A 15436-nucleotide genomic window follows, 5' to 3' on the forward strand; every position below is an offset into this window, starting at 1 on the left:
GTAAAGTTTAAATTACAACTTTTATTCCTAAAATTTTATAGGACTTTTTGTCACAGGAGACCATCCTAGCTTTTCAATAATTTGTTTTGAAAACTCATTAAGCATCATGATTTTCCTGATCGACTCAAAATATTTCTCCTGATCCGTATCGCGGTAATCTTCAAACTCGGCAGTGGTCTTTTTAATGATGAAATGAATATAATAATATTTATGGATTAAAATATTATGCTCCACCTCATCAGCAATATGGTCTCCCATATTAGGCGGAAATATATTTCTGGTAGCCCAATCACTTAATTCATTGGGATGCATTAGTGCATCAGCAACTTTGGAAGTAATGTCAGCATCCATCAAGGTAATAAAAAAGCTCCCGGCACGAAGCTCATCATGTTCAATTCCTTCTCTGATATTATTTATAATCTTCTGATTGGTTTCTATCTGGAATTCATATTGCTCTTCTTCAAAATGATGTAATATTTCTTCAATAACTGTGATTTCGTATTTTTCCTCTTTCTCATTTTTCCGATGCAGTACCACATCTCCAAACATCAGCATCGTATCAATCAGTTTATTTTCCTGATGGAAAATATTAAACTGAATAGAATCCACTTCCATTTCCGGCTTTGGAACAACTTCCAGTTTAGGAGTTTTATTATTCTCCTTCTGTTGCTGAACGTGCTGGGTCTGGTTTTGCGTAATCTGTTTCTGTATATCCAGCTCATTGAACAAACTCTGTTCAGAAAGTCCGAATTTGTTAGAAACTTCTTTTAAATAAACTTCTCTTTTAAGGGCATTTTGAACAAATCCTACCGATTTTACAATATTACGGATAGCTTCAGCTTTCTTAATAGGATCATTCCCGGCTTCTTTTAAAAGGATTTCTGCCTTAAAATCAATAAAATCCATCGCTTCATTTTCGATGAATTTCTCTACATAATCCTGAGGATGTTTTCGGGCAAAAGAATCGGGGTCATCTCCTTCCGGGAACAGAAGAACACGAATGTTCATACCCTCTGTGAGCAGCATGTCAATACTTCGGAAACTGGCTTTAATTCCAGCGTTATCTCCATCAAAGAGAATCGTCACATTTTCCGTCAATCTTTTGATCAGCTTAATCTGTTCTGTAGTCAGAGACGTTCCCGAACTGGCCACTACATTTTCTATTCCCGACATATGGAGTGAAATCACATCCATATAACCTTCTACCAAAAGGCAGACATTTTTTCTTGAAATAGCCTGCTTACTCTGGTTTAGCCCGTAAAGAACATTAGATTTATGATAGATTTCTGTTTCCGGAGAATTGAGATACTTGGCCGTTTTGACATTATTCTTAAGAATCCTGGCACCAAACCCCAGTACTCTTCCTGAAAAACTATGAATAGGGAAAATAACTCTTTCCCGGAAGCGGTCAATTCCATTCGGTGCATTTTCAGGAAAAATTGAAAGTCCCGATTTTTCTAAAACCTCTTTAGCATATCCCTTTTCCAGGGCATAGGCTGTAAATGCGTTTTTCTGCTCGGGAGAGTATCCCAGCTGGAATTTCCTGATGATATCATCCTTCAACTCACGCTCTTTGAAGTAAGCTAAACCAATTGATTTTCCCTCTTCTGCTTCCCAAAGAAAGTTTTGAAAATAATCATTCGCAACCTCATGAATTTTATACAAAAGATCCCGTTCAGATTGAGCATTTTTTGCTTCTTCAGAGAATTCACGTTTGTCTTCTTCGATTTCAATCCCGTATTTCTTTGCAGCATGACGAAGTGCTTCCGGATATGTGAAATTTTCGATCTCCATCAGGAAAGAAATAGCAGTCCCACCTTTTCCTGTGGAGAAATCTTTCCAGATCTGCTTACTTGGCGATACTACAAAACTGGGAGATTTTTCTTCATGAAAGGGACTGAGCCCTTTGTAATTAGACCCTGCCCGCTTCAACTGCACATATTCACCCACAATCTCTTCTACCCTGATCGTGGAGAATATTTTATCTATGGTCTGTTTAGAAATCATGGTGTAAAAATAAGGAAATTTATAGAGAAGTTAGATATCGGAACTTAGATGTTGGATTAAGTTCAGCCGAAAATCCAATCTTAAATCCAGCGATGAACCGTTCACTCTCATCAACAGCTTTCAAACCATGAAACTCATAAACTTCCCCAGATCAAAACACCTCAAAAATTCTTACTTTTGCAACAAATTACTTTTATGCAATTCAATATAAAAAGCATCGAAGACTGGCAAGGAATAGTAGATCAGGTCATTCCTCAGCTTCAACATAATATCCTTCTTTTAAAAGGAAATCTGGGAGCCGGGAAAACTACATTCACCCAATTTCTACTTAAAAAATTAGGCAGTGAGGATGAAGTCAGCTCCCCAACCTATTCCATTGTCAATGAATATAATACTCCCCAAGGAAAAATATACCACTTCGACCTGTATCGGTTAAAAAATATTGAAGAGGTCTATGACATCGGAATTGAAGAATACCTGGACAATGCCTTCCTTTGTATTATAGAATGGCCGGAAGTTTACGAGGAAGATCTGTATGGTTTAAATTACCATACAATGAGCATTATCAATACCGGAGAAAGCAGAGAAATCTCATTCGAGTAAATTATTATGTATCTTTGCTTATAAATTCAATTGTAAAACAACTATCTGTAAGACATAATTAGTGTAAAGAATGAGTACTACAAATATTTTCACTCCTTTTACTGAAGAAGAATTGATGCCGAAAGAGGAAAAACTGGAAGTTATAAAAAAAGGAAAACAGTTTAGCATTGGTATTCCTAAAGAAACCTGTCTTCATGAAAGAAGAACCTGCATCACCCCTGATGCTGTACAGGTATTAGTAGAGCACGGTCATGAAATCATCATTGAATCGGGAGCCGGAGAAGGTTCTTTTTTTACAGATTTACAATATTCTGAATCAGGTGCCAAAATTACCAATGATCCTAAAGAGGCATTCGGACAGGACTTAATTTTAAAAATCAACCCTCCTACTGAAGATGAAATTGAGTATATGAAACCTAATACCTATCTGGTTTCAGCTCTGCAAATCAATTTGAGGGACAAAGAATATTTCTTAAAACTTGCTGAAAGAAAAATTAATGCGATTGCATTTGAATTTATCGTTGATGAATACAAACAACTTGCATTGGTAAGATTAGTGGGTGAAATAGCAGGAACCGTTTCTATTCTGTATGCGTCTGAATTACTGGCCCTATCCAACGGACTTATGCTGGGTGGAATTACAGGAGTACGTCCTTCAGAAGTACTTATTCTCGGAGCAGGAATTGTAGGTGAATTTGCTACCAAAGCAGCTATTGGACTTGGAGCAAGCGTCAGAGTATTTGATAATTCCCTTTCAAAATTACGTAGGCTTCATACATTGGTAGACAGCAGAGTTCCTACCTCTATCATCGATCCTAAAGAATTAAGCAAGAGCCTAAGACGGGCCGATGTTGTTATCGGAGCCCTTCCGAGACTTAACATGCAGCCTATCGTTACTGAAGATATGGTCATGAAGATGAAAAAAGGAAGTGTCATTATTGACATCACCATTGATAATGGTAAGGTTATCGAAACTTCAGAGCTGACCACCATGGAAGAACCTTACATCATTAAGCATGGTGTGATCCACTGCGGACTTCCTAACCTGACTTCAAAAATGCCGAGAACAACCACCAAAGCAATTTCAAATTTCTTCCTTTCCTATATTTTAAATTATGATGAAGAAGGTGGTTTTGAAAATATGCTGATCCGTAAAAATGAAATGAAACAGAGCCTTTATATGTACAAAGGAAGACACACTAAAAAAATCATCTGCGATCGTTTCGGACTTACCTATCATGATATCAATCTTTTAATTTTCTAATGAAAAAACTGAAATTTTATTTAATCGGCCTTATTCCAGGGCTTATCATTGTATTCTTTATATTGAATAAAAAAGGAGCCAGCTGCACGGGATATTTACCCAACAGCAGAGTAATTGCTGAAACTCTTTCAAAGGATTTTAAGTATTCTGAGAATTTCACCACTGAAATGAATACATATAAAATTGACGAAAAATTTCTAAAGGACAGTATCATTACCAAAGGAAAAGTTGATTTTGACAGAAGCCAGGCTCAAAAAAAACCTTGTCCAGGCTATTTGTTAATCTATCCGGAAAAAAATCCAACCTATGAGATCACTTATGAAAAGTGTGAAGAAACAGTGACCTTGAACAGTCTGAAAAAACTTAGATAACAGCTTATCATTTCAATATAAAGAAACTAAAATTCCATGGAAGGCAATTACTATATGATTCATGATTATCTGATATTCATTGGAGTTTTTGCTATTTTCTTTTTTATAACGCTAAGCATCTATCTGTTCGGACAAAATAAAAAATTCAGACAGCGAAATACTAAATTAATTGAAACCAATAGGTTAATTGAACAAAGATTAAATGAAGTTCAGTTGGAACATATTGGTACCAAGCTAAATCCTCATTTATTCAAAAACATTCTGAATTCCGTTCAGTCACATGCTTACCAGACCTATATGTCATTGGATAAACTGGCGAATGTTCTGGATTACATTTTATACGAAAGCAACAATAAGTTTGTGAGTCCTAAAGAAGAACTCACCTTCGCATTGAGCCTTATTGAAATAAACAAAATAAAAATCAATCCCCTTTTTGATTTCAGAATTAAATCTAAAATAGACAAAGCCGACCCAATCTACGAAGAGAAAGTTTTTGCCCCTCTGATTTCAGTGGATCTTATTGAAAATGCATTCAAACATACTGATTTCTTAGCTCAGGACTCTTTCATTTCCATTCAGTTAGAGCTTGAAAACAGAGTCTATAAAATGAAAGTAAGCAATAAAGCTTCATTAAAAAATGTTTTGGAGAAAGAAAAAAGTGGATTTGGAAGTCAGTCTTTAGATCAAAGACTAAAAATGATTTATAATAATCATTACCAACTTCATAAAAGTTCAAAAAACGGTATCTTCACCGCTGAGTTACAAATTAATTTAGGAGAATTCTATGATAAAATGCGTTATTCTTGATGACGAATTACTGGCAATAAGCTATTTAAAACTTCTATGTGAGCAAATCGAGAATGTAGAGGTAGTAAAAGCATTTAATGATCCTAAAATTTTCCTTAATGAAATTGATAATCTCGATTGCAACGTCTGTATTCTGGATATTGAGATGTCTGGAATGACAGGCCTGCAGGTCGCTGAATTAATTTCGGGATCGAAAAAAATCATTTTTACGACAGCTTATAAAGAGTATGCCGCCGAAGCATTTGACCTCAATGTTGTTGATTATGTAAGAAAGCCTATAAAAAAAGAAAGACTGATACAGGCCTTCGACAAAGCCAAAGAGCTGGTTGCGAACTCCCAGAGAAAAGATTTTATCGAATGGAATACCAATATTGGTAAAACCATTATTTTCACAGATCAGATCGTATATATCAAGACTTCAGAAATCGACAGCCGCGATAAAGATATCATCCTCAATGACGGAACCAGTATCGTATTAAAAAATCTCAATTTTAAAAATCTTTTAGAAATGCTTCCTTCCAACGGGTTTGCCCAGGTCAATAAAAAAGAAGTCATTGCACTCTCAGCCATAAAAGTATTTTCAACTAATGAAATTATTACTACCATTCCGAATGAAGGAGATAATTTTCTTAAACTGCAAATCGGAGATACTTATAAAAGTTCATTAATGGAAATGTTTGGAAAGTAGATCTTTCAAAGGTTTCTGCTTTTATTACAAAAATCGACCGTTTCATTACACCCCACCTATTTTACTGATGCAGCCAATGTATTTTTGCATAAGAATTAAATGATTATTCATGAAACAATTTCTTTATGCCTGTGGAATTCTCATATCCGGTTTTTGCTTTTCCCAGAAATCAGTTGCGAAGGTAAAAGCATCATTTTTTGATGGAGTGGCGGCAGCCGGATATGTAGATCATGGGGCCTTTATCAATTGTACAGGGCCTAATATCAGTTTAACCTATCACAGTACCAAATTGATTCTGGGAATGCTTCCATCATTAAGAATAAAGGAAGACCAGTCCGACGGAACCCGAAACAGTGCAATTACGCCTAATTTAGGAGCTGGTCTTACTTTTATCTATAAAAAACTGGTTCTTCAAATTCCTTTGTATTATAATTCCAAAACTTCAACACAAAATGGAAGCTGGAAAATGGGCATAGGACTAGGTTATTCTTTAAAATAGATTTTTCATTACATTATTTATATCACTTATTACATTTTACGAAAAAAAATATCTACTATCCATATATTCTTTAGAAATTTACACTAAAATTACGGTATCATGAACTTGGGAAAATACAGAAATATAATTTTTTACACCGTCACTATCGCTGTTTTTTCTTGCCTGATGTACTTTTTCATTATTGAAGGGCAGACATTAGAGGTCAAGGAAAATCTTGTGGTGAAAACCAATACTGGGTCCACTTGGGAAAACTTTGTGGAGTCTTTTAAAACCAACCTTCACCATCCATTAGCACTATTATTAGCACAAATCGTTACCATTATTCTGGTAGCAAGATTATTTGGATGGATTTGCATGAAAATAAAACAGCCTACTGTTATTGGAGAGATGATCGCGGGTATTGTTCTGGGACCATCACTGGTGGGAATGTATTTTCCTGAATTTTCAGCATTTCTTTTTCCAAAAGAATCATTGGGGAATTTACAGTTTTTAAGCCAGATCGGGCTGATTCTATTCATGTACATTGTAGGAATGGAACTCGACCTGAGTGTTTTGAGAAAAAAAGCTCATGATGCAGTAGTCATCAGTCACGCCAGTATTATCATTCCCTTTGCTTTAGGAATCGGACTCTCCTATTTTGTTTACCGTGAATTCGCTCCGGAAGGCATTCAGTTTACTTCTTTTGCTTTATTCATCGCAATTTCTATGAGTATTACTGCTTTTCCGGTATTGGCAAGAATCGTTCAGGAAAGAAATCTTCAAAAAACAAAACTGGGAACCGTTGTGATTACCTGCGCAGCAGCCGATGACATTACCGCATGGTGTATTCTTGCCGCTGTTATTGCCATCGTTAAAGCAGGCTCTTTCGCGAGTTCCATTTATGTCATCCTGATGGCAATTGCTTATGTATTTTTAATGATCAAAATCGTAAGACCCTTCCTCAAAAGAATCGGAGATTTACAAGCCGGGAAAAATACGATCAATAAGCCGATGGTTGCTATATTCTTTTTGACTTTGATCCTTTCTGCTTATGCTACTGAAGTGATTGGAATTCATGCCTTATTCGGAGCATTTATGGCAGGTGCGATTATGCCTGAGAATGCTAAATTCCGCACCCTTTTTATCGACAAAGTAGAAGATGTTGCTTTGGTCCTTCTATTACCTTTATTCTTTGTATTTACCGGACTTCGTACTCAAATCGGATTATTAAACGACACGCATCTCTGGATGACTGCCGGATTCATTATCCTGACAGCTGTGGTTGGCAAATTTGCAGGGAGTGCATTAACTGCAAAATTCCTTGGTATTAACTGGAAAGAAAGTTTAACCATCGGAGCGCTTATGAACACACGGGGACTTATGGAACTCATTGTTCTGAATATTGGATATGACCTTGGTGTATTGAGTCCGGAAATATTTGCAATGCTGGTCATTATGGCACTATTTACTACTTTCATGACCGGTCCTGCGTTAGACTTCATTAATTACATTTTCAAATCCAAAAAAGATCAGGAAATAGGTCACGGTGATAACGGCTCCAAGTACCGCGTTTTGCTATCTTTTGACAATCCGGAATCCGGAAGTACATTACTGAGACTCGCTCATGATTTCACTCATAAAATGAATGGAAACAAAAGCATCACAGCCATGAATATAGCTCCCGTAGATGAAATGCATGCTTATGAAATTAATGAATATGAAAACGAACAATTTAAAAACGTTATAGAAACCTCTCATGATCTTCAGCTGGAAGTGACTACCCTATTTAAAGCCTCCACAGATATTGAAAATGATCTTACCAACATTTCCAATAAAGGAAATTATGACCTACTCCTGATCATGCTTGGAAAGTCGATGTACGAAGGAAGCTTACTGGGTAGACTATTAGGTTTTACTACTAAAATCATTAACCCTGAAAAGCTTTTAAATACGGTAAAAGGTAAAAGCTCTATTTTTAACAACTCCCCTTTTGACGATTTTACATTGCAGATTTTAGATAAGACCAATATCCCTGTTGGAATTTTGGTTGAGAAAGATTTCAAAGGGGCAGACAAAGTATTTGTTCCAATATTCAATCTCAGTGATTTTTATCTTCTTGAATATGCAAAAAGACTGATCAATAATAATAACTCTCAAATCATCATTCTGGATGTTGCCGGGCAAATCCGCAACAATATTGAAGTAAAAGAATTGATCAGAAGTATAGAACAGGTAGCTCCCAATCACATTACCTTATACAACGAAAAGAAGATCGAAAAAGAATTCCTCAATGTTCAGGATCTGATGCTCATCAGCAGTAAAAGCTGGAAAGGTCTGATCGACAGCAAAAGCCTTTGGCTTTCAGATATCCCATCGACCTTAATCATATCTAATCCATAAATTTATTTGAAATCAGGACCGGCTTAACAGCCGGTCTTTTTTATGGAATAGAATCAGTTAATCGTAATTCTACTACAAAAATGTAAGTTTAATATTTAAACCTATCAAACTATATCAATTTTTTATAGTTTTAGATAGAATTCATTTTCAAAAGAAACATATTTTTTTAGAGATAAAATACATAACATTATATTATTGATTAAAATTTAATCAATTTAAATTTTTAAAATAAAGAAAAAAAGCAAAAATATCCACAAGACCAAAATATGATAAACTTAATGTTGAAGCCAAAATATTTCACTTTTCTATAAATAATTCCACATAAGAATAATATCTTTATGGGCAAATTAAAAACCTTTCAAGTCACAGCTTTGAAAGGGCTGATGTTCTAATTAAAATTATGAGTAAAGAAAAAATGGTAGAAGCGAGTAGAACACAAATAATGAAAAACAAAATCAGGGTACCGGGGTCTGTCTTACTGATGTTCCTCTTAAGCTCATTAACTGCTAACTGTTCCAAAGAGGCAGGAAAAGACAAACACAGTCCCATGGAACTGGAACATGACAGCATACGGCCAACACTCGCCAGACAAATTGAGGCAGGCGCCTCTGAAGAATATGGCAGCTTCGATCAATACACAAAAAAAGATTTAGACGTATTAATAGAAGTTGAGAAGGCTAAAATGGATCAAAATGGATTTAAGCAGATTACAAATGAAGATTTTGTAAAAAGAATTGAAAATATATTCGGTAAAAAAATTGAAATATCTTCTTCTCAAGAATATTTGAAACTTAATCTTAAAAACAAATGCGATCAGGTATCTGATTATAAAATATTTTCTCCGGAACATCAGAATATTTATATTTCAAAAAAAGATAAAATCCTTACTTCTTTTTATCCATTGCCTGCATTTTTGGATTACAATGCTTTATTTCCTGAATTGAGAAAACTCGAAAAAACTCCTATTGAGTTTACCCGAGACGGAGACAAAATGTACGCTCAGAGATGGAAAGATATCGCTGATCTGGAAATACTGCGTAACAAAAACATCCAAACAACCATCCACAGAAACAAATACCTATTTAATGATAACAGAAGTAGCTTAAATTGGCTCGCCGTTAAAGATCAGGATTTTTTAAAAAGGCTTGTTGCTGAATTTGGCTACGACCAAGAAGAAAAAATCAATACCCTTGCATTACGTCTTTTCTTTGAAGAATATTCTGCGGAAGATGATATGTCGCTGGGAAAATTAGGCCGGATTGTATTTGTAAAAGGCTGTGACGGAAAACTTCAAATAAGGAAGGGTCTATTGAATTCTATTGAAAAAAGTACAACAGAGGACGACGACAGATATATTACTGCATTAGGAGACTATATTATCGCCTATCTTTACAAGGAAGATGACAATACATTTACTCCCAATGAAAAAGCGGAAATCGTTGCCTATATCTCGAATATAGAAGGTCCTGCCTTTCATAAGTATAAAAACGAAAGTGATAGCGCATGGGAACAAGCAGCAACTCCTTTATATTTCCTGCTCAGTAAAGACGCTATGAACCACCCTGAGGTACTTGACATCATCAAAAAAAACAATTACTTTGACTTGCAGCCTCTTAAGGAATATATTGAAAGTGGACAATTGGAGAAGGAGGCACCTCCTGCTCAAGAAAAATAAAACAGGTACCATTTAATCCATCGCTAGATCATTAAATTAAAAATCATATTCCACATTTAAAAAATATTTTATACCTTCGCCCAGTGATTACAAATAACGGAACATATTATTATAGAATTTTTAACTCAGATTTGGGATAGGGATTCTTATGAAATTATATACAACCTCGTCCTAGGACGGGGTTTTTTATTTTAAAAATTAAAAAGATGAAAATTAGTATTATTGGTGTCGGGCTAATTGGGGGTTCAATTGCATTAAAATTAAGAGAGAAAGGAGTTGCAGATTTCATATATGGTATTGACAACAGTAGCAGGCATCTTGACGAAGCATTACATTTAAAAATTATTGATGCCAAGGTTGATCTTGAATATGGAATTAAGAATTCGGATCTGGTTATTATTGCTATTCCTGTAGATGCAGCAAGAAAGGTTCTCCCTTCTGTATTGGATCTGATTTCCGAGTATCAGACTGTGATGGATGCAGGTTCTACCAAAGCGGGCATTGTCAACGGAGTTAAAGAACATCCAAAGCGCTCAAGATTTGTGGCATTCCACCCCATGTGGGGTACTGAAAACAGCGGACCTAAATCTGCCATTGCGGAAAGTTTTTCAGGTAAGGCAGGTGTTATCTGTAATAAAGAAGAATCTGCAGCCGATGCTTTAAGCCTTGTTGAAACAATCGTTAAAAGTCTGGACATGCATTTAATTTATATGGATGCAAATGATCATGACGTACACACTGCCTACATCTCCCATATCTCTCATATCACCTCTTATGCTCTTGCCAACACAGTTTTGGAAAAAGAACGTGAAGAAGATACCATCTTTCAGCTGGCAAGTTCCGGTTTCTCAAGTACCGTACGATTGGCAAAGTCACATCCGGAAATGTGGGTTCCTATTTTCAAACAGAATAAAGAAAACGTTCTGGATGTCCTGAATGAGCATATTTCCCAGCTTCGAAAGTTTAAAGCAGCACTAGAAAAAGAAAATTACGAATACTTAACGGAGTTGATCTCTAATGCTAATAAAATAAGAGGAATACTTGATAAGTAATCCTCTTATTGAATATTTTTTTATCATTTCGATGAAGGAGAAATCTCTTAAGAACTTTAATGATTGATAGTACCTTTTCTTTTGTCTTAAAACAAAAATTTAAGATTGGAAACTACGGCTAAAATGAATACTGTTCTCTAAAATTTCTAAAACTCGTACAGATTTAAAGTATATGTATTATTAACTTTTCTACCCGCACTCAGACAGTAGAGTTTTCTTAAGGCTCACACCATTCATTTTCTTAACGCCTACGTTTCCTGGGTCGCTATTAAAAATCTTTGATTTTTTTTAAGTTTATGTGTACTTATTATGCAGTCTGTATTAAACTTAAAATAACTAAAGTGTTAAAAACTTTTGTGACTTTTGTGGTTTGATAAACTATGTTTAGATTCTTCACTTTACATTCGCTTCGTTCTGAATGACAAGGGTGTTAAACAAATCACATAATAAAAATCAATTTTTCTTAGCACTCCGGAACATTTACCGCAATAGCCAACCCTCCTTCTGAAGTTTCCTTGAACCGGTCACTCATAGACTGTGCCGTTTCCCACATGGTTTGGATCACTTCATCTAAAGTCACTTTAGCTTTTGCAGGGTCACTTTCCAGTGCAATATTTGCGGCAGTAATCGCCTTTATCGCCCCCATTGTATTTCTTTCAATACATGGAATCTGCACCAATCCTTTGATAGGATCACAAGTTAAGCCTAAATGATGCTCCATCGCAATTTCAGCAGCCATTAAGACCTGTCCTACACTTCCGCCTAGAATCTCTGTTAAACCTGCTGCTGCCATAGCGGATGAAACCCCTACTTCAGCCTGACATCCACCCATCGCTGCAGAAATTGTTGCATTCTTTTTAAAAAGTGTTCCTATTTCTCCGGCCACTAATAAAAATCTTACGATATCATCCTCACTTGTAAAAGGTGTAAATGCCTGAGCATACATTAAAACAGCTGGAATAACCCCACTCGCTCCGTTTGTAGGAGCCGTAATGATTCTTCCGAAACTTGCATTTTCTTCGTTTACCGCCAGTGCAAAACAAGCAATCCATTTGTTGATATTGGTAAAGTTCTCTTCAGCATCTACCACCATCTGGAACCACTCGTCAATATTTTTGTATACTTTATCTCCTAAGAGTTTTCTATTGATTCCGGCTGCTCTTCTGGTAACATTTAAACCACCCGGCAGGATCCCTTCTTTATTGACCCCTTTATAAATACATTCTTTGATCTGTTGCCAGATGTATAAAGCCTGTTGTTTGGTTTCTTCCTGAGTTCTCCAGCTTTCTTCATTAATCAAGACCAAGTCTGAAAATTTTTCAAATCCCAATTTTTGACAATATTTCACAATATCAGAACCGTGATGACAAGGATACAATGTTCTGACACAATGTTTTTCTATGGAATTTTTTTCCTGACTTGCAATAAACCCGCCTCCTACAGAATAAAAATCCTGAACAAGCTCGGTTCCATCTTCAAAAACAGCTCTAAAGATCATTCCATTAGGATGGAAATCAAGAGATTTTTGCATATTTAAAACCAAATGATACCCGTAGATAAAAGGAATTTCTTTTTCTCCACCCAGGTTAATAATCTGGTCATTTTTTATTTTGTCTATTTTCTCATCAATTTTTGATGTATTGATGGTTGTGAAGTCTTCACCATTCAGCCCAAGCATCCCGGCAATATCTGTTCCGTGTCCAATTCCGGTTTTTGCCAAAGAACCGAAAAACTCAAGGAAAACTTCTTTCACTTCTGCGATTGATCTTTCCCTTTTTATAATTCTAATAAATGCAGAAGCTGCATTCCAAGGCCCCATAGTGTGTGAACTGGAAGGACCTATACCCACTTTAATAATCTCAAATACTGATATTGATTCCATAAAAGATTCATCATTTTTCCTCAAAACAAAGATACGTGATAAATCTTTATGATATTCGCCTTTCTGATACGGTTTAATAATTATTTAAGCAATTACCACCTCAAACTTTCTTCATGTTGAGAAATATCAAGCCCCACACTCTCGGATTCTTCAGAAACCCTTAAAGTGATCATACAATCTGTTATTTTATATAAAAGTAATGACCCCAGAAAAGCAAATGCAGAAACCAGCAACAAAGCCATCATATGATGAGCAAATACCTCAAATCCTCCATGGAGAAGACTCGCCTTTTCACCATGCGCAAATATGGCAGTTAAAATCATTCCCATAATCCCACCTACCCCATGACAGGCGAAAACATCCAGGGTATCATCAATCTTTTTAAGCTTCTTCCAGTTCATCATAACGTTAGAAACAATTGCCGAAATAAAACCAATAAAAAGACTTTCAGGAATAGAGACAAAACCACATCCCGGGGTAATAGCTACCAATCCTACGACTGCCCCTATACATGCACCCAATGCCGAAACACTTCTTCCGTTGATTCTGTCAAAAAGTATCCAGGTCATCATGGCTGAGGCTGAAGCGATAGTCGTTGTCCCAAATGCAGTAGCAGCAGTAGCATTTGCGCTTAAAGCAGATCCGGCATTGAAGCCAAACCACCCAAACCAAAGCATTCCTGTTCCCAAAAGAACAAAAGGAATATTAGAAGGTTCATGATGCGGATTTTTCCTTTTCCCTACAACTAAAGCACCCGCCAGAGCAGCAAACCCTGCACTCATATGAACCACTGTCCCACCTGCAAAATCCTTTACTCCAAAGTATTTATTTAGTAGACCATCCGGATGCCAGACCATATGACAAAGGGGAGTATAAATAAAAATACTAAAAAGGATCATGAATAACAGATAAGAAATAAACCGTACCCTTTCTGCGAATGAACCTGTAATCAACGCAGGGGTAATCACAGCAAATTTCATCTGAAAAAGGGCAAACAAAACAAAAGGTATGGTAGAAGCCATAACTTTATGCGGCAGAACGCCAACATGACTAAAAAAAGGATAACTGAAAGGATTTCCTATAATCCCATAATGTGTGCCATTCATTTCAAATCCCAGTGACTCACCGAATGATAAAGAAAAGCCAATCACAACCCACACGATAGAAATTACTCCTAAAGCAATAAAGCTCTGTAACATGGTAGAAATAACATTTTTCTTTCCTACCATTCCGCCATAGAAAAATGATAAGCCGGGAGTCATTAGTAGCACAAGCCCGGCAGCAGCCAAAATCCAAGCCACATCTGAACCAACGATATTATTTTCATTTAAAAACTCACCGGAATCAGGTATATCAGTAGTGGGTGTCCAGAATAAACCTCCAATAGCCACAACTGATATTACAATAAAGGAAACGATCCATTTCAATCCTATTTTCATAAAATTTAATTTTAACCCTATCAAAAATAGGCATAAATTTCATAAAAACATATATTTTAAAACCAAACCCTATTAATTTTCAATACACATCTAAAATAAAAATATTTTATTTAAATATTTCACCTAATAATTTAGAAACTTCTTTATATTTCGTCGCCGGGAAAAGATGAGTCCCACCTTTAATAATATAGTCAGGCTTTGAATTTTTAATTGGAAAAACAACATCACGATCCCCTAATATCTGAATCACTCCCGGAGTTTCTTCAAACTTCCAGTCAGAGATCTGTTCAATAGACCATTTTAAGTAATATGGATCTTTCACCCTGAAATATTGTAAAACTTTCGGATTTTTAGGATCAAAAAACTTTCTCATGACCGAATATACTCTGGTATTCTTTTCATTAAAAAAGCGTTCTGGTAATAGTTTAGGAATTCTTGTAATCTGTCCGGTTCTGATCAACCGGGATTTTTCTCTGTCAGATTTTATACTGCCCATGATCACAACCTTCTCTGCGTGTTTTACCGCATTGATTTCCTGTACCATAATCCCTCCAAAGGAATATCCGAGAAGACAAAAAGGTTCGGAATCATCAATTTTCGCAGCCATTCTTTCAATATACTGAGAAAAAGATTCATTTCTTTCAGGAATCAGCCAGTCGATAAAAACAGGTTCAAGGTGAGCTGGAAACTCTAATTTTTCCAGTACTTTAAAATCTGCACCTAATCCACTTACAATATAGATTTTCATATGGCTAAAATAAAAAATATGG

13 protein-coding genes are annotated in these 15436 nt (G+C 35.8%); 9 read left to right on the forward strand and 4 right to left on the reverse strand.

Going from position 1 to position 15436, the window contains the following annotated elements:
• Window positions 1–27: 27 nt before the first annotated feature.
• Window positions 28–2007, reverse strand: coding sequence for a DNA primase (gene dnaG / locus CJF12_RS08180; RefSeq protein WP_034683522.1), 1980 nt, complete (start codon window positions 2005–2007; stop codon window positions 28–30).
• A gap of 195 nt (window positions 2008–2202) precedes the next feature.
• On the opposite strand from dnaG, the gene tsaE reads away from it, so the two are divergent.
• From tsaE to CJF12_RS08225, 9 genes are all read left to right on the forward strand, one after another.
• Complete coding sequence (tsaE, locus tag CJF12_RS08185; protein ID WP_034683519.1) at window positions 2203–2610, forward strand: tRNA (adenosine(37)-N6)-threonylcarbamoyltransferase complex ATPase subunit type 1 TsaE; 408 nt, start codon at window positions 2203–2205, stop codon at window positions 2608–2610.
• Between the two features lie 70 nt (window positions 2611–2680).
• Window positions 2681–3874: an alanine dehydrogenase gene (locus tag CJF12_RS08190; protein ID WP_034683517.1), complete on the forward strand. Its 1194-nt coding sequence runs from the start codon at window positions 2681–2683 to the stop codon at window positions 3872–3874.
• On the forward strand, window positions 3874–4245 hold the full coding sequence (locus CJF12_RS08195; RefSeq protein WP_034683515.1) for a hypothetical protein: 372 nt from the start codon (window positions 3874–3876) through the stop codon (window positions 4243–4245). Before CJF12_RS08190 ends, CJF12_RS08195 begins: the two co-directional genes overlap by 1 nt.
• Before the next feature lie 36 nt (window positions 4246–4281).
• A complete protein-coding gene (locus CJF12_RS08200) occupies window positions 4282–5052 on the forward strand; it encodes a histidine kinase (RefSeq protein ID WP_084675624.1) in 771 nt (256 codons plus the stop codon).
• On the forward strand, window positions 5030–5740 hold the full coding sequence (locus tag CJF12_RS08205) for a LytR/AlgR family response regulator transcription factor (RefSeq protein ID WP_034683513.1): 711 nt from the start codon (window positions 5030–5032) through the stop codon (window positions 5738–5740). Before CJF12_RS08200 ends, CJF12_RS08205 begins: the two co-directional genes overlap by 23 nt.
• Window positions 5741–5849: 109 nt before the next feature.
• Window positions 5850–6239: a hypothetical protein gene (locus CJF12_RS08210; protein WP_034683511.1), complete on the forward strand. Its 390-nt coding sequence runs from the start codon at window positions 5850–5852 to the stop codon at window positions 6237–6239.
• A gap of 105 nt (window positions 6240–6344) precedes the next feature.
• On the forward strand, window positions 6345–8618 hold the full coding sequence (locus CJF12_RS08215; protein WP_084675626.1) for a cation:proton antiporter: 2274 nt from the start codon (window positions 6345–6347) through the stop codon (window positions 8616–8618).
• A gap of 400 nt (window positions 8619–9018) precedes the next feature.
• Window positions 9019–10293 (forward strand): hypothetical protein, encoded by a 1275-nt coding sequence (locus CJF12_RS08220; RefSeq protein ID WP_034683505.1) that lies wholly within the window; start codon window positions 9019–9021, stop codon window positions 10291–10293.
• Window positions 10294–10499: 206 nt separating this feature from the next.
• Window positions 10500–11345, forward strand: coding sequence for a prephenate dehydrogenase (locus tag CJF12_RS08225; RefSeq protein ID WP_034683503.1), 846 nt, complete (start codon window positions 10500–10502; stop codon window positions 11343–11345).
• A 463-nt stretch (window positions 11346–11808) separates the two neighbouring features.
• Here the strand turns inward: CJF12_RS08225 and CJF12_RS08230 are convergent, their stop codons facing one another.
• The 3 genes from CJF12_RS08230 to CJF12_RS08240 all read right to left on the reverse strand — a co-directional run bounded on the left by CJF12_RS08230 (window position 11809) and on the right by CJF12_RS08240 (window position 15414).
• A complete protein-coding gene (locus tag CJF12_RS08230) occupies window positions 11809–13227 on the reverse strand; it encodes an L-serine ammonia-lyase (protein WP_034683501.1) in 1419 nt (472 codons plus the stop codon).
• Window positions 13228–13319: 92 nt separating this feature from the next.
• The gene (locus CJF12_RS08235; RefSeq protein WP_034683499.1) at window positions 13320–14666 is read right to left on the reverse strand and encodes an ammonium transporter; all 1347 of its coding nucleotides are present in this window, start codon (window positions 14664–14666) and stop codon (window positions 13320–13322) included.
• Window positions 14667–14772: 106 nt separating this feature from the next.
• Window positions 14773–15414, reverse strand: a complete 642-nt coding sequence (locus CJF12_RS08240; protein WP_034683496.1) for an alpha/beta hydrolase — start codon at window positions 15412–15414, stop codon at window positions 14773–14775.
• Between the last annotated feature and the right edge of the window lie 22 nt (window positions 15415–15436).

The organism is Chryseobacterium piperi (assembly GCF_002285635.2).
Lineage (GTDB): Bacteria > Bacteroidota > Bacteroidia > Flavobacteriales > Weeksellaceae > Chryseobacterium > Chryseobacterium piperi.